Source organism: Pseudomonas sp. B14(2022) (assembly GCF_012030485.1).
GTDB lineage: Bacteria > Pseudomonadota > Gammaproteobacteria > Pseudomonadales > Pseudomonadaceae > Aquipseudomonas.
Window position 1 is genome coordinate 553,598 of record NZ_JAAUVM010000001.1, and the last position, 23,267, is coordinate 576,864.

Consider the following 23,267-nt stretch of genomic DNA (forward strand, 5'->3'; position numbering starts at 1 on the left):
TTTTCGCGATCTCTTTTCTTGTGTGGTCATGGGCGTTCTCCTACGAGGCGCCTCACCTTCTCTTATGGATAGAGAGAGACTAGAGGTCAGGCGCGAGGTCAACAAATACTAAATACTGAACGCAGCATTCGATTAAATAGATGGCTTGCGTGGGTGTGGCTGTTCCCGCGCTACGGTGAGGAACGGATCCACCAATGCCGGGCGTGCAGTGCCCCGGCGCCAAGCCAGGCCGACGTCCAGGGTCTGGCTGAGGTCGGCAATCGGTCGCGCTTCAATAATGTCGCCCTCCAGGGACCAGGGGCGGTAGGTCATGTCCGGTTGGATCGACACGCCCAGGCCTGCCGCCACCAGGCTGCGCACGGCCTCGGTGGAGGCGGTGCGCAGGGTCACGCGCGGTTGCAGGCCGGCACCGGCCCACATGCGCTGGGCGTTATGCCCCATTTCGTCGACGTTCAGCTGAATCAGCGGCTCGCTTGCCACGTCGGCGAGGTTGATGCTGTCGTGCTCCAGCAGCGGGTGTTGCGCCGGCAGCCACAGGCGGTGGGGCGAGTGGGTGAGGACCTCGGTCTGCAGGGCGTGGCGATCTTCCAGGTTGGAGAGGATCAGCACGCCCACGTCGATTTCACCGCTGACCAGCAAATGCTCGATATACGGGCGCTCGTCTTCCATCACGCGGATCTCCACGTTGGGATAGGCACGCTGGAAGCGGGTGAGCAAATCTGCCAGGTAATAGCCAGCGACCAGGCTGGTCACGCCGACGATCAACTGCCCGGCTACCTGATCGGTGCTCTGTTGCAGGCTGCGCTTGGCATTGTCGACGGTGGCGAGGATCAGGTGCGCCTGGCGCAAAAACTGATGGCCCTGATGCGTGAGGGTCATGCCCTTGGCATGGCGGTTGAACAGGTTGATGCCGATTTCCTGCTCCAGTTGCTGGATCGCCAGGGTCAGCGTGGACTGGGAAATGAACGCGGTCTGCGCGGCTGCGGAGATCGAGCCGGTCTCGGCCACGGCGATAAAATGCCGGATTTGACGCAAGGTCATCATGCTGGAATTACCGGTGGGGTGTTTTTATAGATTTGTCCGAGTGTATATCGGTTTTAGCGAACGGCAGCGAAAAGCTACAAGCGGCCAGCGCGGCGTTACATCTGGAAGCACTCTAGATCGCGGCTTTTTGGCACTTAGTTTTACGCTGAGGGCCTATTGGTCCTATGAACCCTAGTGTCTGGAGGCTACGAATGAATACCCGTGGATTGCTCGATCAGTTGCTCAAGTCCGGCCAGGACATGTTGCAGAACAAAACCGGCGGCCAGCGCAAGCAGGACGATAAAGGCGCCCTCGGTGGGCTGCTCGGCGGCGGCGGTCTGGGTAGCTTGCTCGGCGGTGCGGGCGGCGGCGCCCTGGCGGCGGGTGCCATGGGCCTGTTGCTGGGCAACAAGAAGGCGCGCAAGTTTGGCGGCAAGGCCCTGACCTACGGCGGGCTGGCCGCGTTGGGCGTGATTGCCTACAAAGCCTACGGCAACTGGCAGGCCAAGCAGGCCAACGTGCCTCAGGGCGAGCCGCAAACCATCGACCGCCTGCCACCGGCCCAGGTCGAGCAGCACAGCCAGGGGATCCTCAAGGCCCTGGTCGCTGCAGCCAAGGCCGACGGGCATGTGGATGAGCGTGAACGCGCACTGATCGAAGGTGAATTCACCAAGCTGGACGACGACCGCGAACTGCAAAGCTGGCTGCACGCCGAGTTGAACAAACCGCTGGACCCGACCGACGTCGCCCGCGCCGCCAGTACCCCGGAAATGGCCGCCGAGATGTACATCGCCAGCGTGATGCTGGTGGACGAGGAGAACTTTATGGAAAAGGCCTATCTGGACGAATTGGCCCGCCAACTGAAACTCGAGCCCGGCTTGAAGCTAGAGCTGGAAAAGCAGGTACGGCTTAGTCAATAACCACCGGGTGTACGCAAAACCATAGATGTGGGAGGTGGCTTGCCCCCTCCCACAGGTGTTTTTGCATTTATGTCGGCACAACACCAAAACCCATTGATAAATGAGGGCTTCTGCTCAGCTATACTCCCCTCCATTTGAATGGCCCTTCGAGGAAGTACTGTGAAGAATTGGACCTTGCGCCAGCGGATTTTGGCGAGCTTTGCGGTCATTATCGCGATCATGCTGCTGATGGTTGTGGTGTCCTACTCACGGTTGATGAAGATCGAAGCCAGTCAGGAAGCGGTGCGTGACGATGCGGTGCCGGGGGTTTATCTCAGTTCGATGATTCGCAGCGCGTGGGTCGACAGCTATTTGCAGACCATCGATATTATTGGCCTGCGCGAGGATAAAACCCTCACCAGTAGCGATAAGTCGGACTACAGGGCCTTCGAATCGCGTATCGAGCAGCAGATGGCCAACTACGAAACAACGGTCCATAGCCAGGCCGATCGCATGGAGTTCGATAACTTCAAGGCCGCTCACATCAACTACAACAAGGTGTTGGGCCAGGTGCTTGAGCGCGTCGAAGCTAATGACATGCCGGCCGCACGCGAGTTGTTGGAAGAGCAATTGACGCCGATCTGGACCGAAGGGCGCATGAAGCTCAACGACATCATCACCGAAAACAAGGCAGTGTCGGATAAAGCAACGGCGGCTATTGACGACGCGGTTGCCTCGGCCAAGGTCAGCATGTTCATGTCGCTGGCCGTGGCGATTCTTGCCGCTGGTCTGTGCGGCCTGCTGCTGATGCGCGCGATCATGGCGCCGATGCAGCGCATCGTCGACATCCTCGGCACCATGCGTGACGGTGACCTGAGCAAACGCCTGAACCTGGCGCGCAAGGACGAATTCAACGCGGTGGAAACCGGCTTCAACGACATGATGACCGAGCTTACGGCCCTGGTGTCCCAGGCCCAGCGTTCTTCGGTACAGGTCACCACCTCGGTCACCGAAATTGCCGCCACCTCCAAGCAGCAACAGGCCACTGCCACTGAAACTGCTGCGACTACCACCGAGATCGGTGCCACTTCGCGGGAGATCGCTGCCACTTCCAAGGATCTGGTCCGTACCATGACCGAAGTGTCCACCGCCGCCGACCAGGCCTCGGTGGCCGCCGGTTCCGGCCAACAAGGCCTGGCGCGGATGGAAGAAACCATGCATTCGGTGATGGGCGCCGCCGATCTGGTCAACGCCAAGCTGGCGATCCTCAATGAGAAGGCCGGCAATATCAACCAGGTAGTGGTGACCATCGTCAAGGTCGCCGACCAGACCAACCTGCTGTCCTTGAATGCCGCCATCGAAGCCGAAAAGGCCGGTGAATACGGGCGCGGTTTTGCCGTGGTCGCCACCGAAGTGCGCCGCCTGGCCGACCAGACTGCCGTGGCGACCTACGACATCGAGCAGATGGTGCGTGAGATTCAGTCGGCGGTTTCCGCTGGTGTCATGGGCATGGACAAGTTCTCCGAAGAAGTGCGCCGAGGCATGTTCGAAGTGCAACAAGTGGGCGAGCAGCTGTCGCAGATCATTCATCAGGTACAGGCGCTGGCGCCGCGGGTGTTGATGGTCAACGAAGGCATGCAGGCCCAGGCCACGGGCGCCGAGCAGATCAACCACGCCCTGGTGCAACTGGGTGATGCCAGCAGCCAGACGGTGGAGTCCCTGCGCCAGGCCAGCTTTGCCATCGATGAACTGAGCCAGGTTGCGGTGGGTCTGCGCAGCGGCGTGTCGCGTTTCAAAGTCTGATGAGCGACCTCGCGGCTAAACGCGGCGCCGTCCCGGCAGCGAAAAAAGCGTTGTTCCTGGTGTTCCACGTCGGCCAGGAGCGCTTTGCCCTCAAGGCTACGGAAGTGGCCGAGGTGCTGCCGCGCCTGCCCCTCAAGCCCATCGCCCATGCGCCGCAGTGGGTGGCGGGGATCTTCGCCCATCGTGGCCTGCTGGTGCCGGTCATCGACCTCAGCGCCCTGACCTTCGGCAAACCTGCCCAGGCCCGCACCAGCACGCGGCTGGTGCTGGTCAACTATCAACCCGAACCCTGGGTCGAAGCGCGCTGGCTGGGGCTGATCCTGGAGCAGGCCACCGACACCCTGCGTTGCGCGATTGAGGAATTCAAACCTTATGGCCTGGACAACCGTGAAGCCCCGTACCTGGGGCTGGTCCGTGAAGATGCGTTGGGCCTGATGCAGTGGATCGGCGTCGATGAATTGCTCACTGAGCCAGTGCGCACTCTGCTGTTCAGCGCCGAGCAGAGCCTATGAGCAGCGACCCGCGCTTCTTTGCCTTCCTGAAGGAACGCATCGGCCTGGATGTCGCCTCGGTCGGCGAGGCCATCATCGAACGTGCCGTACGCCAGCGGTGCCAAGCCATTCAGGCCGGCACCACGAATGACTACTGGCACCATCTGCAGCGTTCCCACGATGAGCAGCAAGCGCTGATCGAAGCGGTGATCGTCCCCGAAACCTGGTTTTTCCGTTACCCCGAATCTTTCGCGACCCTGGCCCGCCTGGCCAAGGCGCGCCTGCTCGAGATCAACCAGATGCGTGCGCTGCGTATCCTCAGCCTGCCCTGTTCCACCGGCGAAGAGCCTTATTCGATCGCAATGGCGCTGCTGGATGCCGGCCTCGCGCCGCACCAGTTCAAAGTGCAGGGCATCGACGTCAGCCCTCTGTCGGTGGAGCGTGCCCGGCGCGGGGTGTACGGCAAGAACTCGTTTCGCGGCGGTGACATCGCCTTTCGTGATCGCCACTTCGTCGAATATGGCGACGGCTTCCACATCGCCGAGCGGGTGCGCGAACAGGTGCGCCTGCAGGTGGGCAACCTGCTCGACCCCGCATTGCTGACCAACGAGGCGAGCTACGATTTTGTGTTTTGCCGCAACCTGCTGATCTACTTCGACCAGCCGACCCAGAAGCACGTCTTCGATGTGCTCAAAGGCCTGACCCACGTGGACGGCGTGCTGTTTATCGGCCCGGCCGAGGGCAGCCTGCTGGGCCGGCATGGCATGCGTTCGATCGGTGTGCCGCAGTCCTTTGCGTTCAGCCGACATGCCGAGCCGGTCAAGCCCGAGCCGGTTTTCATGCCGATGCCCATACCCCAGCGCAGCGCCGCACCGATTCCTGTCAAGCCGCGACCGTTCAGCACAGTCAGCGCCCAAGTGGTGCCGATCAAGGCGCCGGCGTCCGATGCGAGCGCCTTGCTCAGCCGGATCGCTACATTGGCCAATGAAGGCAAAAGCGTTGATGCCCGCGCCGCGTGCGAACAATATCTGAACAACCACCCGCCGGCCGCCCAGGTGTTCTACTGGCTGGGACTGCTCAGCGATGTGGCCGGCAGCGCCCTGGAAGCCCAGGGCTATTATCGAAAAGCCTTGTACCTGGAGCCCCAGCATTCGCAGGCTTTGATGCACCTGGCCGCCTTGCTCGAGTCCCAGGGAGACAGTGCGGGGGCGCGCCGGTTGCAGGCGCGGGCCGCGCGTAGCGAGCGAGCCGACAGTGAGCAAAAACCATGAGTAGCCCAGACGTGCTCGACACTACCGGCCTGGACTTGACCCTGGCCGACACGCAAGCCATCGACGACTGCTGGAACCGCATCGGTATTCATGGTGACAAATCCTGCCCGTTGCTGGCGGACCATATTCACTGCCGCAATTGCTCAGTGTATTCGGCGGCAGCCACGCGCCTGTTGGACCGCTATGCCCTGCAACAGGACGATCATCGCCCGCAGGCCGGCGTTGCGCGTGGCGAGGAGGTGGCCACCCGTTCATTGCTGATATTCCGCCTCGGCGAAGAATGGCTGGGTATCGCCACCCGTTGCCTGGTAGAGGTGGCAACCCTGCAACCGATCCACTCCTTGCCGCACCAGCGTTCACGGGCGTTGCTCGGCGTGGCCAATGTACGCGGCGCGCTGGTGGCATGCCTGTCGCTGGTGGGGCTGCTGGGCCTGGACACCACCGGCCATGGCGCCAGCGGTGGGCGGATCATGCCGCGGATGTTGATTATTGCCGCCCAGGACGGTCCGGTGGTGGTGCCGGTGGACGAAGTCGACGGTATCCATGCCATCGATGAGCGCACCTTGAAGGCGGCGTCGGCATCCGGTACCCAGGCCAGCGGCCGCTTTACCCAGGGCGTATTGCAGTGGAAGGGCCGCAGTCTGCGTTGGCTGGACGAGGCGCAATTGTTGTCCGCCGTGACCCGGAGCCTCACATGACCCCCGACCAGATGCGTGATGCTTCGCTGCTGGAACTGTTCAGCCTGGAAGCCGATGCGCAGACTCAGGTATTGAGCGCGGGCCTGCTGGCCCTGGAACGCAACCCGACCCAGGCCGACCAGTTGGAAGCCTGCATGCGCGCCGCGCACTCGCTCAAGGGCGCGGCGCGAATCGTTGGGCTGGACGCCGGCGTCAGCGTGGCGCATGTCATGGAGGATTGCCTGGTCAGCGCCCAGGAAGGCCGCCTGTACCTGCAACCCGAACATATCGACGCGCTGCTGCAGGGCACCGACCTGCTGATGCGCATCGCCACCCCCGGCAACGACGTGGGGCCGGCGGACATCGAAGCCTACGTGGCGCTGATGGAGCGCCTGCTCGACCCGTCCCAGCCCGCTGCCAGGCTCGCGCCGCCACCCGAGCCGGCGCCTGCGCCTATCGTCGAAGAGCTGCCCGCAGAACCCGAGCCCGCGCCACCGGTCACCAGCGAGCCTGTGCGCCAGAACAAGCGCATGACCGAAGGCGGCGAACGCGTACTGCGGGTAACCGCGGAGCGCCTGAACAGCCTGCTGGACTTATCCAGTAAATCCCTGGTGGAGACCCAGCGCCTCAAGCCCTACCTCGCCAGCATGCAACGCCTCAAGCGGATCCAGAGCAACAGCGTGCGTGCCCTGGACAACCTGGACGGCCAGCTCAAGACCCTGAACTTGAATCTCGAAGCCCAGGAAGCGCTGGCCGATGCCCGACGCCTGCTGAGCGAAGCCCAGGCGTTGCTGGCGGAAAAGACCGCCGAGCTGGATGAATTCGGCTGGCAGGCCGGGCAACGCGCCCAGGTGCTCTACGACACCGCGCTGGCGTGTCGCATGCGCCCGTTTGCCGATGTGCTGGCCGGGCAGGTGCGCATGGTGCGCGACCTCGGCCGCAGCTTGGGCAAGCAAGTACGCCTGGAGATCGAGGGCGAAAAGACCCAGGTCGACCGCGACGTGCTGGAAAAGCTCGAAGCGCCACTCACCCATTTATTACGCAATGCCGTCGACCACGGCATCGAAATGCCCGACCAACGCCTGTTGGCAGGCAAACCGGCCGAAGGCTTGATCCGCCTGCGTGCGTCCCATCAGGCCGGTTTGCTGGTGCTGGAACTGAGTGACGACGGCAACGGCGTCGACCTGGAGCGCCTGCGCGGCACCATCGTCGACCGGCACCTGTCACCGCTGGAGACCGCCCTGCGCCTGAGCGAAGAGGAACTGCTGACGTTCCTGTTTCTGCCTGGCTTCAGCCTGCGCGACAAGGTTACCGAAGTGTCCGGGCGTGGTGTCGGCCTGGATGCGGTGCAACATATGGTCCGTCAACTGCGTGGCGCGGTGGTGCTGGAGCAGACGGCGGGGCAGGGCAGCCGCTTCCATCTGGAGGTGCCGCTGACCCTGTCGGTGGTCCGCAGCCTGGTGGTGGAGGTCGGCGAAGAAGCCTATGCGTTCCCGTTGGCCCATATCGAGCGTATGTGCGACCTGGCGCCTGACGATATCGTGCAGTTGGAAGGCCGCCAGCATTTCTGGCACGAGGGTCGGCATGTGGGCCTGGTCGCCGCCAGCCAGTTATTGCAGCGCCCGCCAGGGCAGAACAATGATGAAACCTTGAAGGTGGTGGTGATCCGCGAGCGCGATGCGGTTTACGGCATCGCCGTGGAGCGCTTTATCGGCGAGCGCACGCTGGTGGTGCTGCCGCTGGATGATCGCCTGGGCAAGGTCCAGGATATCTCCGCCGGCGCCTTGCTGGACGACGGCTCGGTGGTATTGATCGTCGATGTGGAAGACATGTTGCGCTCGGTGGACAAGCTGCTCAACACCGGGCGCCTGGAACGCATCGCCCGGCGCAGCCAGCAGGCCAACGAAGCACCGCGCAAGCGAGTACTGGTGGTGGACGACTCGCTCACCGTGCGGGAGTTGCAACGCAAATTGCTGCTTAATCGTGGGTACGAAGTGGCCGTCGCGGTCGACGGCATGGACGGCTGGAACGCCTTGCGCTCCGAAGACTTCGACCTGCTTATCACTGACATCGATATGCCTCGTATGGACGGTATTGAATTGGTCACACTCTTGCGCCGTGACAGTCGCCTGCAATCGTTGCCGGTGATGGTGGTGTCGTACAAAGACCGTGAAGAAGACCGCCGTCGCGGGCTGGACGCTGGCGCCGATTATTATCTGGCCAAAGCCAGCTTCCACGATGACGCGCTGCTGGATGCCGTGGTGGAACTGATTGGAGGCGCGCGGTCATGAGGATTGCGATCGTCAATGACATGCCCCTGGCCGTGGAGGCCCTGCGCCGGGCCTTGAGCTTCGAACCCGCGCACCAGGTGGTGTGGGTGGCCGGCAATGGCCTGGAGGCGGTGCAGCGCTGCGCTGAATTGACCCCGGACCTGATCCTGATGGACTTGATCATGCCGGTGATGGACGGCGTGGAGGCCACTCGGCAGATCATGGCCGAGACCCCGTGCGCGATCCTGCTGGTGACCGTTGACCGCCAGGCCAATATGAGTCGGGTGTTCGAAGCCATGGGTCACGGCGCCCTGGATGTGGTGGATACGCCGGCGCTCGGCGTGGGCAACCCCAAGGATGCGGCGGCGCCGTTGCTGCGCAAGATCCTCAACATCGGCTGGCTGATCGGCCAGCGCGGCAGCCGTGTGCGCGCCGAAACCACGCCGGAGCGCAGCACCGGCAAACGCCAGAGCCTGGTGGCGATCGGTTCTTCGGCGGGTGGCCCGGCTGCCCTGGAAATCCTGCTCAGGGGTTTGCCCCGGGACTTTGCCGCGGCCATTGTGCTGGTGCAGCATGTGGACCAGGTATTCGCCGCCGGCATGGCCGAGTGGCTGAGCAGTGCCTCCGGCCTGCCGGTACGCCTGGCCCGGGAAGGCGAGCCGCCGCAAAGCGGGGTGGTGCTGCTGGCCGGCACTAATCATCACATTCGTTTATTGAAGAATGGCACGCTAGCCTATACCGCAGAGCCGGTGAACGAGATTTACCGGCCTTCGATCGACGTGTTCTTCGAAAGCGTGGCCAGCCACTGGAATGGCGATGCCGTCGGCGTACTGCTCACCGGTATGGGCCGTGACGGGGCCCAGGGGCTCAAGTTAATGCGTGAACAAGGTTATTTGACCATCGCCCAGGATCAGCAAAGCTCGGCGGTGTATGGCATGCCCAAAGCGGCGGCGGCGATTGATGCTGCTGTTGAAATTCGCCCACTGGATAGAATTGCGCCCCGACTGCTGGAGGTCTTTGCAAAATGATCATGACCTTCCACGGTGCTGGCTTGCAGGCAGTAATTCAGGTGACTGCACATGAATGATTTACAGATCGACGGCATCAAGACCGACGAAAATGCCGCCATGGTGTTGCTGGTCGACGACCAGGCCATGATCGGCGAAGCCGTACGGCGCGGCCTGGCCCATGAAGAAAACATCGACTTCCACTTCTGCGCCGACCCGCACCAGGCGATTGCCCAGGCCATCCGTATCAAGCCCACGGTGATCCTGCAGGATCTGGTGATGCCCGGCCTCGACGGCCTGACCCTGGTGCGCGAATACCGCAACCACCCGGCCACGCAGAACATCCCGATCATCGTGCTTTCCACCAAGGAAGACCCGCTGATCAAGAGCGCGGCGTTCTCGGCGGGGGCCAACGATTACCTGGTCAAGCTGCCGGACAACATCGAGTTGGTGGCGCGCATCCGCTATCACTCGCGCTCCTACATGACCCTGTTGCAGCGCGATGCCGCTTACCGTGCGCTGCGGGTCAGCCAGCAACAGCTGCTGGACACCAACCTGGTGCTGCAACGGCTGATGAACTCCGATGGCCTGACCGGGCTGTCCAATCGCCGCCACTTCGACGAATACCTGGAGCTGGAATGGCGACGCGCCATGCGTGACCAGACCCAGCTGTCGTTGCTGATGATCGATGTGGACTTCTTCAAGACCTACAACGACAGCTTCGGCCACGTCGAGGGCGACGAAGCCCTGCGTAAAGTCGCCAACACCATCCGTGAAGCCAGCAGCCGTCCCTCGGACCTGCCGGCGCGCTACGGCGGCGAAGAGTTCGCGCTGGTGCTGCCGAACACCTCGCCGGGTGGCGCACGTCTGGTGGCGGAAAAGCTGCGCATGGCCGTTGCCGCGCTGAAAATCCCGCATATTGCCCCGGCTGAAGGCTCAAGCCTGACCATCAGCATCGGCCTGTCGACCATGACGCCGGTGCAGGGTACGGATTGCCGCCAGTTGATCATGGCGGCGGACAAGGGCTTGTATACGGCCAAGCACAACGGGCGCAATCTGGTCGGCATCGAGTGAGTCGAGGCCGCAACAGATCAGAATGTGGGAGGGGCTTGCCCCGATAGCGGTGGGTCAGTCACAACCTCATTGGCTGACAGGCTGCCATCGGGGGCAAGCCCCCTCCCACATTTGGATCTTCATGGGGCTTGGATTGTGTACAGATCCCGCCTTTTCGGCTCGGCGGACTGCCGTTTCCAGCTGTTTGCCGTTATACTCGCCGGCTTTCAAAAGTTCGCCAACGAGTGCTGCCCGCCATGGAAATCAACCCGATCCTTAACACCATCAAGGACCTGTCCGAGCGCTCCGAAACTATTCGGGGGTATCTTTGACTACGATCAAAAGCATGAGCGTCTGACCGAAGTCAATCGCGAGCTTGAAGATCCGAGTGTCTGGAACAAACCTGAATACGCCCAGGAACTGGGGCGCGAGCGCGCTGCGCTGGCGCAGATCGTCGACACCCTCGACGAGCTGAACACCGGCCTGGCCGACTGCCGCGACCTGCTGGACATGGCCGTCGAAGAAAACGACGAAGGCGCAGTGGGCGATGTCGTCGCCGAGCTGGCCCGTCTCGAGGAAAACCTCGCCAAGCTTGAATTCCGCCGCATGTTCAGCCACGAAATGGACCCGAACAACGCCTACCTGGACATCCAGGCCGGTTCCGGCGGCACCGAAGCCCAGGACTGGGCCAACATCCTGCTGCGCATGTACCTGCGCTGGGCCGACAAACGCGGTTTCGACGCCACCATCATGGAACTGTCGGCCGGTGAAGTCGCCGGCATCAAGGGCGCGACCGTGCACATCAAGGGTGAATACGCCTTTGGCTGGCTGCGTACCGAGATCGGCGTGCACCGCCTGGTGCGCAAGAGCCCGTTCGACTCCGGCAACCGTCGTCACACCTCGTTCTCTGCGGTGTTCGTCTCGCCCGAGATCGATGACAAGGTGGAAATCGAGATCAACCCGGCCGACCTGCGGATCGACACCTATCGCTCCTCCGGTGCCGGTGGCCAGCACGTAAACACCACCGACTCGGCCGTCCGTATTACCCACGTACCGACCAACACCGTGGTGAGCTGCCAGAACGAACGTTCCCAGCACGCGAACAAGGACACCGCCATGAAAATGCTGCGGGCCAAGTTGTACGAGCAGGAAATGCAGAAACGCAACGCGGCTTCCCAGGCGCTGGAAGACACCAAGTCGGATATCGGCTGGGGTCACCAGATCCGCTCTTATGTGCTCGATGCGTCGCGGATCAAGGATCTGCGCACTAACATCGAACGCAGCGACTGCGACAAGGTACTCGACGGTGACATCGACGAATACCTGGAAGCCAGCCTGAAGTCCGGCTTGTAATAAAGATTGTAGGAGCCGGCATGCCGGCGATCCCCGGCCTACGCCTGGGACAACGAACCTGATGGAAAATTTAAAGACATGAGCGACCAACAACTCGACCCGCAAGTCCTGCAACAGGAAGAAAACTCCCTGATCGCCCTGCGCAAGGAAAAGCTGGCTGCCGAGCGCGCCAAGGGCAATGCCTTCCCCAACGACTTCCGCCGCGAAAACTACTGCGATGCCTTGCAGAAGCAGTACGCGGACAAGACCAAGGAAGAGCTGGCAGAGGCTGCGATCCCGGTCAAGGTAGCAGGTCGCATCATGCTCAACCGTGGCTCGTTCATGGTGATCCAGGACATGACCGGGCGTATCCAGGTCTACGTCAACCGCAAGACCTTGCCTGAAGAAACCCTGGCCTCTGTGAAAACCTGGGACATGGGCGACATCATCGCCGCCGAAGGTACCCTGGCCCGTTCCGGCAAGGGCGACCTGTACGTGGAAATGACCAGTGTGCGTCTGCTGACCAAGTCCCTGCGCCCGCTGCCGGACAAGCACCACGGCCTGACCGATACCGAGCAGCGCTACCGCCAGCGTTATGTCGACCTGATCGTCAACGAAGAGGTGCGCCAGACGTTCCGCGTGCGTTCGCAAGTCATCGCGCACATCCGCAGCTTCCTGATGCAGCGTGACTTCCTGGAAGTGGAAACCCCGATGCTGCAGACCATCCCGGGTGGTGCTGCAGCCAAGCCGTTCGAAACCCACCACAACGCACTGGACCTGGAAATGTTCCTGCGTATCGCGCCTGAGCTGTACCTCAAGCGTCTTGTTGTCGGCGGCTTTGAGAAGGTGTTCGAGATCAACCGCAACTTCCGTAACGAAGGCGTCTCGACCCGTCACAACCCGGAATTCACCATGTTGGAGTTCTACCAGGCCTACGCCGACTACGAAGACAACATGGACCTGACCGAAGAACTGTTCCGCGAACTGGCGCAACTGGTCCTGGGCAGCACTGACGTGCCGTACGGAGACAAGGTGTTCCACTTCGGCGAGCCGTTCGTGCGCCTGTCGGTGTTCGACTCGATCCTCAAGTACAACCCTGAGCTGACCGCCGACGACCTCAATGACATCGACAAGGCACGCGCCATCGCCAAGAAAGCTGGTGCCAAGGTGCTGGGCTTCGAAGGCCTGGGCAAACTGCAGGTGATGATTTTCGAAGAGCTGGTGGAGCACAAGCTGGAACAGCCGCACTTCATTACCCAGTACCCGTTCGAAGTGTCGCCTCTGGCCCGTCGTAACGACGACAACCCGAACGTCACCGACCGTTTCGAGCTGTTCATCGGTGGCCGCGAAATCGCCAACGCCTACTCCGAGCTTAACGACGCGGAAGACCAGGCCGAGCGCTTCATGGCCCAGGTGGCCGACAAGGACGCCGGCGACGACGAAGCCATGCACTACGACGCCGACTTCGTACGTGCCTTGGAATACGGCATGCCGCCAACGGCCGGTGAAGGTATCGGCATCGACCGCCTGGTGATGTTGTTGACCAACTCGCCGTCGATCCGCGATGTGATCTTGTTCCCGCACATGCGGCCACAAGCGTAAGCGTAGCGAAATCCGAAGCCGCCTTTTATAAGGCGGCTTTTTTATGTGGCATTAATAAGCGTCAAACAAACAGCGCCATGGGATCGTTCCCGCGCTCTGCGTGGGAATACACACCGTGACGCCCCGCGTCACCTGATAAGGAAGATCCGTCGTGAACCGCGTAACCGCTCAAGAAGGCGCCGCCGGCATTGCCGCTGCCGTGGCTGAAAGCGTCCAGTACCAGGGCCGTAAGGCCAGCCGTCGGGGCAGCGAGCAACGCAGGCAAGACATTCTCGATGCGGCCATGCGCATTGTGGTGCGCGATGGCGTGCGGGCCGTGCGCCATCGGGCCGTGGCGGCCGAGGCCGGCGTGCCGTTGTCGGCTACCACCTATTACTTCAAAGATATCGACGATTTGCTCACCGACACGTTCGCCCAGTACGTCGAGCGCAGCGCTGCGTTCATGGGCAAGCTATGGGTGCGTAACGAAGGCTTGCTGCGTGAGATGGTCGCCTATGGCGATGGCAGCCCGGAATCGCGTTCGCAACTGGCCGATGACATCGCGCGGTTGACCGCCGACTATGTGCTGCGCCAACTGACCAACCGCCGCGAACACCTGATGGCCGAGCAGGCCTTTCGCCAGGAAGCCTTGCTCAACCCGCGCCTGGCGCAATTGGTGCGTTCCCACCAGCAGATTCTGTTGCAGGGCACGGGACAGTTTTTCCAGGTATTGGGCTCCCGCGAGCCGCAACAGGACGCCAAGGTGTTGACGGCGATTATCAGTCGGATGGAATATCAGGGCCTGCTGGGCGGCGCAGAGCCTCTGACCGGTGAAGAGATGCTTGAGATCCTCAAGCGTTACATGCATTTGGTGTTGGCCTCGGTCTGACACCGGGGAGTCCAATGAAAACCTGGCGTGTGGCGATAATCGCCTTGTCGTTCCTGTTGCTCAGCGGTTGCCTGGTAACGTTCAAGGACCCGTTGCCCGCCCATGAGGCGGCGCCGGATGAATTGCTGGGCCATTGGACCAGCAGGAATGCCTGGGGCGAACCGCTCAACCTGCACATCAGCCGTATCGGTGAGCGCCGCTATAAGGCGGTGAGCTACCCTAAAGCCACGCCGGCCCAGCGCGATGAGTACCTGTTTACGGTTTCGCGTCATGGCAGCCGCTGGTACCTGTCGGCACCGTTGCCGGCCCGGTTCGGAGGGCATTACTTCCTGGCGGGGTTCGAGTTCGACGATAAGCACGAATTGGTGGTCTATAACCTCGACCTCGAACAGATTCACCAGGCCATCGGGCAACAGGTGTTGCAGGGCAGCAGCGTGGATACCGTCGAAGGCACCGGGGTACGGGTCGACAGTTCCATGAGCCAGGTGTTTGCCTATCTGGATGATCCGGCCAATGCCGATGTGTTCGTTGAAGCCGTGCGCTACCGGCGTGCGGGCAAATAACGTTTAAAGAGGAAGCACCGGGTGGACGATTACCAGCAGACGATACGCACCTTGTCCGATCGCATTGTGCTGGCGCAAACACCGATTCGCGTCCTCGACGCTGTGAAGTGGGACGACAACATTCGCCAGGGGTTCCTCAAGGCCAAGGGCAAGGCAATGCCGGCCGTGGACCGCGACTATTACCTGAACCGGCCGCTGTCGTTCGACTCCAGTGCTGTTAAGCTCGAATTCCAGAACATCGAACGCGACATCACTCGCCGCCTCGGCCAGTTCAGCCCGGTGGGGCAGATCATGCGTCGCATGTGCCGTGAATACCGCATGGTGGTGCGGATGCTCGAAGCGCGCGGCACCGAGGATTTTGGCCTGATTTCCCAGGAACTGTACGGCGCGGCTTCCGATGCCTTCCACGCCGGCGACCCGACCCTGGCTGACCTGGGCCTGATGCTCTCCGACTACCTGAACAATATCGACGGCCGTGGCGACCTCAAGGACGAAGCCAAGACCCTTACCGCCAAGGACGCCGTGGCCCTGCTGCAAACCCGCCTGAACAAGGTGTTTGGCGAGGCGGAAGAGACCATTCGGGTGTTTGAGTCCGACGGCATCGTCGCCGATGCCGCAGCGGGCGCCGACTACATCAAGATCCGCGCCGACGCGATGTTCAACGACCGCGACGTGCGTGCGCTGGAAGTCCACGAAGGCCTGGTGCATGTCGGTACCACGCTCAACGGTCAGAACCAGCCGATCTGCACGTTCCTGTCCAAGGGCCCTCCGTCGTCCACCGTGACCCAGGAAGGCCTGGCGATCCTGATGGAGATCATCACGTTCGCCTCCTACCCGAGCCGCTTGCGCAAACTGACCAACCGCACCCGTGCCATCCACATGGTGGAAGAGGGCGCCGACTTCCTGCAGGTGTTCGAGTTCTTCCGCGAACAAGGCTTTGAAATGGCCGAAAGCTATGGCAATGCCAGCCGGGTATTCCGTGGCTCGGTGCCGGACGGCCTGCCGTTTACCAAGGATTTGTCCTACCTCAAGGGCTTTATCATGGTTTACAACTACATCCAGCTGGCCGTGCGCAAAGGCAAGCTGGAGCAAGTGCCGCTGCTGTTCTGCGGCAAGACCACCCTGGAAGACATGCGCACCTTGCGCCAACTGGTCGACGAAGGCCTGGTGGTGCCACCCAAGTACCTGCCCGAACAGTTCCGCGACATGAACGCACTGGCGGCATGGATGTGCTTCTCCAACTTCCTCAACCACTTGAGCCTGGACCGGATCGAGGCGGATTACTCCAATATCCTTTAAACGCTGTTATTCACGAGGCTTCAACGGATGAGAATCCTCGGCATTCTATGCCTGCTACTCACATTGAACGGTTGCAGCTCGTTGCTGTTCTACCCCGAACCCGGCCTGCCGTTCACGCCCGAAAAAGCGCACTTGCAATACCGCGATGTCACCCTCACCACCGCCGACGGTGTGAAGCTGCATGCATGGTGGCTGCCGGCGAAGGCCGGAGTGCCCGTCAAAGGTACGGTACTGCACCTGCACGGCAACGGCGGCAACCTGGCCTGGCACCTGGGGGGCAGTTGGTGGTTGCCGGAGCAAGGTTACCAGGTCCTGCTGCTGGACTATCGCGGTTATGGGCTGTCGGAAGGCAAGCCCTCATTGCCGGCGATTTATCAGGATGTGGATGCGGCTTTCAGTTGGCTCGACAAGGCCCCCGAAACCCAGGGCCAACCGTTGATCGTCCTCGGCCAAAGCCTCGGCGGCGCGCTGGCGGTGCATTATTTGGCGGAACACCCACAGCGTCATTCCCAACTCAAAGCCCTGGTACTGGACGGTGTGCCCGCCAGTTATCGTGACGTAGGACAATTCGCCCTGAGCACCTCCTGGTTAACATGGCCATTCCAGGTGCCTTTGTCTTGGTTGGTGCCCGACGCCGACAGCGCGATCAACGCCATGCCGCAGCTGACCGGCGTGCCGAAATTGCTGTTCCACAGTCTGGATGACCCGGTCGTGCCCGTGGCCAACGGTATCCGCCTGTATCAGGCCGCGCCACCGCCACGAGTGTTGCAGTTGACCCGAGGTGGCCATGTGCAAACCTTTGCCGACAAAACCTGGCAAACCGTGATGCTGCGCTATCTGGACGACCCGCAGCACTTTAACGGCCTGCGCCGCCTGGGCGAAATTCCGAACTATCCGACTCCTAAAGTTGACCCATCAGAGAGCCCGCAATGAGCGAAGAACGCAACATGATCCCGCTGATCCTCACCGGCATCGGCACCATCATCGGTACTGTCGGTTGTCTGTGGTACTACGGCTACCTGCACTTCGCCAAGCCGGAAGATGCTCTGCTGCTCAGTGACTTCACCATGCTCAAGACTGTGCCTGGTGAGGATTACAAGATCTCCCTTACCCCGGCCGCGCAAGTGGCGCAGTGTGTTGATGGTGTACTGGTAATGTTCGACACCGAGCAGAAAGGCCTGAGTGGTGTGCTGGTAAACAACAAGAAGCAGGCTGTGCGTTGCATGGGGCAGGAAACGCCGCAATTGCAGCAGTAAGCTATCGCATCACCGCCGTGGGAAAACGCGATGAAACCTGGCGATTAGTCCTTCGATGCACCTGCGATCCTCATACGACTGGAACCATCTCAATTTGCCAACCACAGATTATGGGCCGATTGGTATTACTGATCGGTCCTTTTTATTAGTTAATGTGGAGTCGATGTTTATGGCAGGTATCAACGGAGTATCGGGTGCTGGGAGTGTGGGCAATATTGGTAACGCTGGCGGCGGGGCTCAAGGCGGCCTTGAACAGCAGATTCAGGACTTACAAAGTAAAATTAAGCAACAGCAGTCGCAAGGTTCCCAAGGTGGGCAGGGTAGCGGCGGTGCCGGAGGTGAAGAAAGCCTTGAGGAACTGTTGAAGAAGCTGGAAAAACTGCTTGCACAAACGAACCAAGGTGCACAGGCCGGTCAGGGTGCGCAGGACGGTCAGAGTCAGCAAGGCAGTCAAGATGGCGCACAGAACGGTGCGCAAATCCAGACGCCGGACTACCAGGGGTCAGGCAGGGTTGGCAGCTGATTGGCCGCCTGAGAAAACCCGCCGGTCATAGGCGGTTTTTTTATAGTGCATGGGACGATCAGTCGGCGACGGGTTTATTTGGAACCATGTCGCGTAAGAAGCCACAGAAAGCGGGGTAACTTACACAGATCAGGGCCGAGAAAGTGGCGACAATTGCAAATCCTTTACCTCCTGTACATCCGGCAAGTTCTGAAAGTCAGGCATTTCGCAACCTGCTGAATATGTGCAGGTGTCATGGGGATCTGGAACGGCGGGCCCAACAGGAGCGTAAACCAAAAATTGAGCTGCCAGCGGAGGACACGCACCGTTCTATCCAGTTCGGCGAACCGAAAAAAAACCCACCGTGAGGTGGGTTTTTTTATCCAGCATCAATCAATCAGTTCGCCATGGACGAACGTGGCTTGACGGGCTGGTTGTCGTTGGAGATGGTCACTTCAACACGGCGGTTCATGGCACGGCCCGAGACGCTGCCGTTATCGGCAACCGGGTATTCCTTGCCATAACCCTGGGTCACGATGCGCGAAATATCCACGCCTTGCTGAGCCAGTGCGCGTTGTACCGATGCCGCGCGGCGCTCCGACAGGCTCTGGTTGTACGAGTCGGAACCGGTGCTGTCGGTGTAGCCTTCGACGATCACCTTACGATCCGGATTGTCACGCAGGAACTGCGCAAGCTTGGTGATGTTAACCAGGCCGCTGGATTTCAGGTCGGACTTGTTGGTAGCGAACAGCACGTCGCCGAACGTCACCAGCGTACCGCGTTCGGTTTGCTTGGCATTCAAGCTGTCCTGCAACTGCTTGATCTGCGCATCACGGGCTTCAAGCAGTGCACGGGCACGTTCGTCGCCGGCGTTTTTCAGCTTGGCTTCGGATTCGCGCAGCACGATGGTGTCTTTGGCCACTTCAACACGCTGGTTGGTCAGGTAGGCCAGTTGGTCAACTTTCTTCTGGTCTTCCTTGTCGCGGTAAGCCTTGTCGGCCTTGTCCAGCCATTCGCTGGCGTCCTTGGTTTCCAGCGCGGCAAGCTTGGTGGCTTGCGGGTTGGTTTGCAGGGACGAGAAGTTGGTCCGTGCGTTTTCCAGGTTCGCGTTGGGCGGGGTGGAGCAGGCCGCCAGGGCAACGCTCATCGCCAGCAGGGCAGGGATCATCAATTGTTTACGCATAGTCGTGTCGTCCTTTCAATTCGATATCGGGTGCAGTGCAATCAGGCGCGGCGGTTTATTGCTGCTGGATAGCAGCCGGGCGCATACCTTCCTGACGCAGCTCCTGAACAGCTTTCTGGGAATCCTTCACAGCCTGTTCGGCCTTGGCGGCCTGGGACTTGCGCTCTGCAACGCGAGCATCCCATTCGGCTTGTTCGGCCAGGCGACGCGCCTCGTCATAGTTCTTGTCGTGCATGGCGATTTCGGCTTGCTTGAGCTTGTCCTGGGCCGACTTCATTTCTACGGCCGCGTACTCGGTACCGCCCGCGCTGACTGCGCTGTTGACCGCAGATTGAGTCACCGCGTATTGCTCTGTAGGCGGGTTGCCGGCGCAGCCAGCCAAAACGAAGCTGGTGCCGATTGCCAGCGCGGCCAATTTAAGCCCGCGCAGGTGGTTAAACGTGGATTTGGCAGTGCTGGTCTTCATCGTCTTCAACTCCATTGGATAACTCCTGAAAAACATCAAAATCCATCTCAGTCGGTGAGCGGCTGGGGCGCGGCGGTAAAGCACGACGGGCCCTTTCAAACGGCCGTTCCAAGTGATGGCTTACTGGTTGTGACCGGAGGCTTTTTTTAAAAGTTCAGAGAAGATGGCGATTTGCCTAAAAAAACATCTGACTGAGTGGTCAGCGTATTGATTGTGGAACTTTTGCAATGCTCAGCGGTACCGCCGGGCCTGTGAAAGGCCCGGGATACTGGGGGGGGCGGGATTTTTCCGCGATGCTGTCAGTGTTTTTGTTCGTCGGTACTGGCCGACATATCATGCAAGTAGCGCCGCGACAGGGTCAGAAAACGCGGGGTAGGGCCGACGTCCTCGTACAGCGGGTCACCCTCCTCATCGGTGGCAATCACCTGCTGCCCCTTGATGTACGGAAAGCTGGCTTCCAGCTCTTCCAGGGCCGCCCCGATCAGTTCGCCGAGCAGTTCTTCGGTGTGGCGCTTGGGGTACATCTCGGCAATGGCCGCCAACCGCGCAGCGGCCTCTACATCCAGATGGATGGCGTACTCGGTCTTGGTCAAGCGACCCTTGGCATTCTCTTCCCAATGCTGGGCCAGTTCTCGAATTTTCATGGCAACCTCAATAGAACCCGCGATGGCAGGCGGTGATGAGTGACCAGTCGCTCGCCTGGATAACGCGGCGACTCACAGTTGAGACTAGCTGCAAGTCACAAGGTTTAAAGTCTTGTCATAAAACGATGCTGGCGGCACTCTGGCAGACCTGCGCGTCCCGGATTTCTGGCTGGAGATTGGCTGATGAGTGATATCGATGCACGCTTGCGTGAGGATGTTCACCTCCTGGGTGAGCTGTTGGGCAACACCATTCGAGAGCAGTACGGCGATGATTTCCTCGACAAGATCGAGCAGATCCGCAAAGGCGCCAAGGCCGACCGCCGCGGAGCCGCCCCGGACAAAGCCGCTGGTGATGAACTGAGCGCCAGCCTCAATCAATTGCAGGAAGACGAACTGCTGCCCGTGGCCCGGGCCTTCAACCAGTTCCTTAACCTGGCCAATATCGCTGAGCAGTACCAGTTGATTCACCGGCGCGATGAGTCGCAACCGGCACCGTTCGAGTCCCGTGTTTTGCCGGAGTTGCTGGCCCGTCTGCAAGGCGAAGGCCACAGCAACGAGTCCCTGGCCCGTCAGTTGGGCCGCCTGGAAATCGAACTGGTCCTCACCGCCCACCCCACCGAAGTGGCGCGTCGCACCCTGATCCAGAAATACGACGCTATCGCCGCGCAACTGGCGCTGCAGGATCACCGTGACCTCACCACCGCTGAGCGCGAGCAGATCCGCCAGCGCCTGCAACGCTTGATCGCTGAAGCCTGGCACACCGAAGAAATCCGTCGAACCCGGCCTACCCCGGTGGATGAAGCCAAGTGGGGCTTCGCGGTGATCGAGCATTCGTTGTGGCACGCCATCCCCAATTACCTGCGCAAGGCCGACCAGGCATTACACGCTGCGACGGGCCTGCGTTTGCCCCTGGAAGCCGCGCCGATCCGCTTTGCGTCGTGGATGGGCGGCGACCGTGACGGCAACCCGAATGTCACCGCGCCGGTCACCCGCGAGGTGTTGCTGCTGGCGCGCTGGATGGCTGCCGACCTGTACCTGCGCGACATTGACCACCTGGCCTCCGAGCTGTCGATGCAAAAGGCCAGCCCGGCGTTGCAGGCCAAGGTCGGCGACAGCGTCGAACCCTATCGTGCCCTGCTCAAGCAGCTGCGCGAACGCCTGCGCGCCACGCGCCAATGGGCCCATACCGCGTTGAGCAGCAGCACGCCGGCGCCTGCCGAGGTCTTGCAGAACAACCGCGACCTGCTCGAGCCACTGGAGCTTTGCTATCAGTCGCTGCACGAATGCGGCATGGGCGTGATCGCCGACGGCCCGCTGCTCGATTGCCTGCGCCGGGCCGTAACCTTTGGTCTGTTCCTGGTGCGCCTGGATGTACGCCAGGACTCCAGTCGCCATTCGGCGGCCATGACCGAAATCACCGATTATCTGGGCCTGGGCCGGTACGAAGACTGGAACGAAGACATGCGCATCAGCTTCCTGATGAAGGAGCTGGCCAACCGTCGACCGCTGTTGCCGGGCTATTTCAAGCCGTCGGCGGATACGGCCGAAGTGCTCAACACCTGCAAGGAAGTGGCCGCCGCACCTGCCGCATCGTTAGGCTCGTATGTCATCTCCATGGCCGGTGCCGCCTCGGATGTATTGGCGGTGCAGCTGCTGCTTAAAGAGTCGGGCGTTCAACGGCCGATGCGTGTGGTACCGCTGTTCGAAACCCTGGCCGACCTGGATAACGCCGGTCCCGTGATCGAGCAACTGTTGCTGCTGCCGGGCTACCGTGCACGCTTGCAGGGCCCGCAGGAAGTGATGATCGGCTATTCCGACTCGGCCAAGGACGCCGGCACCACCGCCGCCGCCTGGGCGCAGTACCGCGCCCAGGAGCGGTTGGTGGATATTTGCCGGGAGCAACAGGTGGAATTGCTGCTGTTCCATGGCCGTGGTGGGACCGTCGGGCGTGGCGGCGGCCCGGCCCATGCGGCGATCCTGTCGCAACCGCCGGGTTCGGTGGCGGGGCGTTTCCGTACCACCGAGCAAGGCGAGATGATTCGCTTCAAATTCGGCTTGCCGGACATTGCTGAACAGAACCTCAATCTCTATTTGGCTGCCGTGTTGGAAGCGACGTTGCTGCCACCGCCGCCACCGGAGCCGGCGTGGCGGCATTTGATGGATGAGTTGGCGGCCGACGGTGTCAGCGCTTACCGCGCAGTGGTGCGGGAAAATCCGCAATTCGTCGAGTATTTTCGCCAATCCACCCCCGAGCAGGAGCTGGGCCGTCTACCCTTGGGCAGTCGCCCCGCCAAGCGGCGTGCCGGTGGTATAGAAAGCCTGCGCGCCATTCCGTGGATCTTCGGCTGGACCCAGACTCGCCTGATGCTGCCGGCCTGGCTGGGTTGGGAAGCTGCGTTGAGCAAGGCCCTGGAACGCGGTGAAGGCGAACTGCTGGGGCAGATGCGCGAACAGTGGCCGTTCTTCCGCACCCGCATCGATATGCTGGAAATGGTCCTTGCCAAGGCCGACGCCGATATTGCGCGCCTGTATGACGAGCGCCTGGTGCAGCCGGACCTGTTGCCATTGGGGGCGCACTTACGCGACCTATTGTCGCAGGCATGCGGCGTGGTGCTTGGCCTGACCGGCCAGTCGCAACTGCTGGCCCATAGTCCTGACACCCTGGAGTTCATCCGCCTGCGTAACACCTATCTTGACCCCCTGCACCTGTTGCAGGCCGAGTTGCTGGCGCGCTCGCGTCGCCAGGAAGCCGCGCAAGACAGCCCTCTGGAACAGGCGCTGCTGGTGTCCGTGGCCGGTATTGCGGCCGGCCTGCGCAACACCGGCTGAGGTTTTTTGCGTGTTCTCAAAGGCTTGCGAATAAACCACGACGGCCGCCCTGAAAGGGGTGGTCGGCGTTTACAGCGCTGGTTGCACTCAGGCACACCCTACCTATGACGTACGCGTGGCGCGGGTTCCTGCGACTTTTGGCGGCTTGTGTGGTTAGGGCCTGCTGTGTATCTTGATCAGCCTTTGGCCGTTTGGGCGGCTTGGGCCCATATTTTTATGAGCCACATAT

The 23,267-nt window shown here is 61.2% G+C and carries 21 protein-coding genes; 17 read left to right on the plus strand and 4 right to left on the minus strand.

All coding sequences use genetic code 11. The annotated features are described in order from the left end of the window. Positions 1-132: 132 nt before the first annotated feature. The gene (locus tag HCF10_RS02655; protein ID WP_167654831.1) at positions 133-1,044 is read right to left on the minus strand and encodes a LysR family transcriptional regulator; all 912 of its coding nucleotides are present in this window, start codon (positions 1,042-1,044) and stop codon (positions 133-135) included. Between the two features lie 191 nt (positions 1,045-1,235). Between HCF10_RS02655 and HCF10_RS02660 the strand changes: the two genes are divergently transcribed. The 16 genes from HCF10_RS02660 to HCF10_RS31060 all read left to right on the plus strand — a co-directional run bounded on the left by HCF10_RS02660 (position 1,236) and on the right by HCF10_RS31060 (position 17,937). Further along, complete coding sequence (locus tag HCF10_RS02660; protein ID WP_131697298.1) at positions 1,236-1,943, plus strand: tellurite resistance TerB family protein; 708 nt, start codon at positions 1,236-1,238, stop codon at positions 1,941-1,943. Positions 1,944-2,102: 159 nt separating this feature from the next. Next, positions 2,103-3,725: a methyl-accepting chemotaxis protein gene (locus HCF10_RS02665; RefSeq protein ID WP_145335091.1), complete on the plus strand. Its 1,623-nt coding sequence runs from the start codon at positions 2,103-2,105 to the stop codon at positions 3,723-3,725. After that, positions 3,725-4,237, plus strand: coding sequence for a chemotaxis protein CheW (locus tag HCF10_RS02670; RefSeq protein WP_131697296.1), 513 nt, complete (start codon positions 3,725-3,727; stop codon positions 4,235-4,237). Before HCF10_RS02665 ends, HCF10_RS02670 begins: the two co-directional genes overlap by 1 nt. Further along, a complete protein-coding gene (locus tag HCF10_RS02675; protein WP_145335089.1) occupies positions 4,234-5,487 on the plus strand; it encodes a CheR family methyltransferase in 1,254 nt (417 codons plus the stop codon). Before HCF10_RS02670 ends, HCF10_RS02675 begins: the two co-directional genes overlap by 4 nt. Beyond that, positions 5,484-6,185, plus strand: coding sequence for a chemotaxis protein CheW (locus tag HCF10_RS02680; RefSeq protein WP_167654832.1), 702 nt, complete (start codon positions 5,484-5,486; stop codon positions 6,183-6,185). The genes HCF10_RS02675 and HCF10_RS02680 overlap by 4 nt, the downstream gene beginning before the upstream one ends. Continuing rightward, positions 6,182-8,455, plus strand: a complete 2,274-nt coding sequence (locus HCF10_RS02685) for a hybrid sensor histidine kinase/response regulator (RefSeq protein ID WP_167654833.1) — start codon at positions 6,182-6,184, stop codon at positions 8,453-8,455. The genes HCF10_RS02680 and HCF10_RS02685 overlap by 4 nt, the downstream gene beginning before the upstream one ends. Next, on the plus strand, positions 8,452-9,462 hold the full coding sequence (locus HCF10_RS02690) for a chemotaxis response regulator protein-glutamate methylesterase (RefSeq protein ID WP_131697292.1): 1,011 nt from the start codon (positions 8,452-8,454) through the stop codon (positions 9,460-9,462). Before HCF10_RS02685 ends, HCF10_RS02690 begins: the two co-directional genes overlap by 4 nt. 51 nt (positions 9,463-9,513) lie before the next feature. Next, positions 9,514-10,515: a response regulator gene (locus tag HCF10_RS02695; RefSeq protein ID WP_131697291.1), complete on the plus strand. Its 1,002-nt coding sequence runs from the start codon at positions 9,514-9,516 to the stop codon at positions 10,513-10,515. Positions 10,516-10,751: 236 nt separating this feature from the next. Beyond that, positions 10,752-11,847, plus strand: a protein-coding gene (gene prfB, locus HCF10_RS02700) for a peptide chain release factor 2 (RefSeq protein WP_098465888.1) whose coding sequence is annotated in 2 segments (ribosomal slippage) — positions 10,752-10,823 and positions 10,825-11,847 — 1,095 coding nt in all. Because the reading frame shifts where the segments join, the coding sequence is not laid out codon by codon here. Positions 11,848-11,925: 78 nt separating this feature from the next. Continuing rightward, positions 11,926-13,428 (plus strand): lysine--tRNA ligase, encoded by a 1,503-nt coding sequence (gene lysS / locus HCF10_RS02705; RefSeq protein WP_131697290.1) that lies wholly within the window; start codon positions 11,926-11,928, stop codon positions 13,426-13,428. Positions 13,429-13,579: 151 nt separating this feature from the next. Continuing rightward, positions 13,580-14,296 (plus strand): TetR/AcrR family transcriptional regulator, encoded by a 717-nt coding sequence (locus tag HCF10_RS02710; RefSeq protein ID WP_131697289.1) that lies wholly within the window; start codon positions 13,580-13,582, stop codon positions 14,294-14,296. A 14-nt stretch (positions 14,297-14,310) separates the two neighbouring features. Next, positions 14,311-14,859, plus strand: coding sequence for a hypothetical protein (locus HCF10_RS02715; protein ID WP_131697288.1), 549 nt, complete (start codon positions 14,311-14,313; stop codon positions 14,857-14,859). A gap of 21 nt (positions 14,860-14,880) precedes the next feature. Beyond that, positions 14,881-16,158 (plus strand): flavohemoglobin expression-modulating QEGLA motif protein, encoded by a 1,278-nt coding sequence (locus HCF10_RS02720; protein WP_131697287.1) that lies wholly within the window; start codon positions 14,881-14,883, stop codon positions 16,156-16,158. Between the two features lie 27 nt (positions 16,159-16,185). Further along, complete coding sequence (locus HCF10_RS02725; protein WP_167654834.1) at positions 16,186-17,091, plus strand: alpha/beta hydrolase; 906 nt, start codon at positions 16,186-16,188, stop codon at positions 17,089-17,091. Then, positions 17,088-17,414 carry a hypothetical protein gene (locus HCF10_RS02730; protein ID WP_003172217.1) on the plus strand — a complete coding sequence of 109 codons (327 nt, stop codon included), beginning with the start codon at positions 17,088-17,090 and terminating at the stop codon, positions 17,412-17,414. Before HCF10_RS02725 ends, HCF10_RS02730 begins: the two co-directional genes overlap by 4 nt. Positions 17,415-17,469: 55 nt before the next feature. Continuing rightward, positions 17,470-17,937 carry a hypothetical protein gene (locus tag HCF10_RS31060; protein ID WP_205885405.1) on the plus strand — a complete coding sequence of 156 codons (468 nt, stop codon included), beginning with the start codon at positions 17,470-17,472 and terminating at the stop codon, positions 17,935-17,937. Positions 17,938-18,313: 376 nt separating this feature from the next. On the opposite strand, the gene HCF10_RS02740 is transcribed toward HCF10_RS31060, so the two are convergent. From HCF10_RS02740 to HCF10_RS02750, 3 genes are all read right to left on the minus strand, one after another. Continuing rightward, on the minus strand, positions 18,314-19,099 hold the full coding sequence (locus tag HCF10_RS02740) for an OmpA family protein (RefSeq protein ID WP_131697284.1): 786 nt from the start codon (positions 19,097-19,099) through the stop codon (positions 18,314-18,316). A gap of 55 nt (positions 19,100-19,154) precedes the next feature. Further along, complete coding sequence (locus HCF10_RS02745; protein WP_178116714.1) at positions 19,155-19,565, minus strand: DUF4398 domain-containing protein; 411 nt, start codon at positions 19,563-19,565, stop codon at positions 19,155-19,157. Between the two features lie 299 nt (positions 19,566-19,864). After that, positions 19,865-20,209: a pilin assembly protein gene (locus tag HCF10_RS02750; RefSeq protein ID WP_131697282.1), complete on the minus strand. Its 345-nt coding sequence runs from the start codon at positions 20,207-20,209 to the stop codon at positions 19,865-19,867. Between the two features lie 183 nt (positions 20,210-20,392). On the opposite strand from HCF10_RS02750, the gene ppc reads away from it, so the two are divergent. Further along, positions 20,393-23,038 carry a phosphoenolpyruvate carboxylase gene (gene ppc, locus HCF10_RS02755; protein ID WP_145335080.1) on the plus strand — a complete coding sequence of 882 codons (2,646 nt, stop codon included), beginning with the start codon at positions 20,393-20,395 and terminating at the stop codon, positions 23,036-23,038. Positions 23,039-23,267: the final 229 nt, after the last annotated feature.

Bases quoted from the DNA above. Each gene is read 5' to 3' on its own strand.
- HCF10_RS02750 (WP_131697282.1), bottom strand. From the start codon at position 20,209: ATGAAAATTCGAGAACTGGCCCAGCATTGGGAAGAGAATGCCAAGGGT.
- HCF10_RS02725 (WP_167654834.1), top strand. From the start codon at position 16,186: ATGAGAATCCTCGGCATTCTATGCCTGCTACTCACATTGAACGGTTGC.
- HCF10_RS02685 (WP_167654833.1), top strand. From the start codon at position 6,182: ATGACCCCCGACCAGATGCGTGATGCTTCGCTGCTGGAACTGTTCAGC.
- HCF10_RS02715 (WP_131697288.1), top strand. From the start codon at position 14,311: ATGAAAACCTGGCGTGTGGCGATAATCGCCTTGTCGTTCCTGTTGCTC.
- HCF10_RS02675 (WP_145335089.1), top strand. From the start codon at position 4,234: ATGAGCAGCGACCCGCGCTTCTTTGCCTTCCTGAAGGAACGCATCGGC.
- HCF10_RS02730 (WP_003172217.1), top strand. From the start codon at position 17,088: ATGAGCGAAGAACGCAACATGATCCCGCTGATCCTCACCGGCATCGGC.
- lysS (WP_131697290.1), top strand. From the start codon at position 11,926: ATGAGCGACCAACAACTCGACCCGCAAGTCCTGCAACAGGAAGAAAAC.
- ppc (WP_145335080.1), top strand. From the start codon at position 20,393: ATGAGTGATATCGATGCACGCTTGCGTGAGGATGTTCACCTCCTGGGT.
- HCF10_RS02690 (WP_131697292.1), top strand. From the start codon at position 8,452: ATGAGGATTGCGATCGTCAATGACATGCCCCTGGCCGTGGAGGCCCTG.
- HCF10_RS02660 (WP_131697298.1), top strand. From the start codon at position 1,236: ATGAATACCCGTGGATTGCTCGATCAGTTGCTCAAGTCCGGCCAGGAC.
- HCF10_RS02670 (WP_131697296.1), top strand. From the start codon at position 3,725: ATGAGCGACCTCGCGGCTAAACGCGGCGCCGTCCCGGCAGCGAAAAAA.
- HCF10_RS02695 (WP_131697291.1), top strand. From the start codon at position 9,514: ATGAATGATTTACAGATCGACGGCATCAAGACCGACGAAAATGCCGCC.
- HCF10_RS02655 (WP_167654831.1), bottom strand. From the start codon at position 1,044: ATGATGACCTTGCGTCAAATCCGGCATTTTATCGCCGTGGCCGAGACC.
- HCF10_RS02745 (WP_178116714.1), bottom strand. From the start codon at position 19,565: ATGAAGACCAGCACTGCCAAATCCACGTTTAACCACCTGCGCGGGCTT.
- HCF10_RS02740 (WP_131697284.1), bottom strand. From the start codon at position 19,099: ATGCGTAAACAATTGATGATCCCTGCCCTGCTGGCGATGAGCGTTGCC.
- HCF10_RS31060 (WP_205885405.1), top strand. From the start codon at position 17,470: ATGCACCTGCGATCCTCATACGACTGGAACCATCTCAATTTGCCAACC.
- HCF10_RS02680 (WP_167654832.1), top strand. From the start codon at position 5,484: ATGAGTAGCCCAGACGTGCTCGACACTACCGGCCTGGACTTGACCCTG.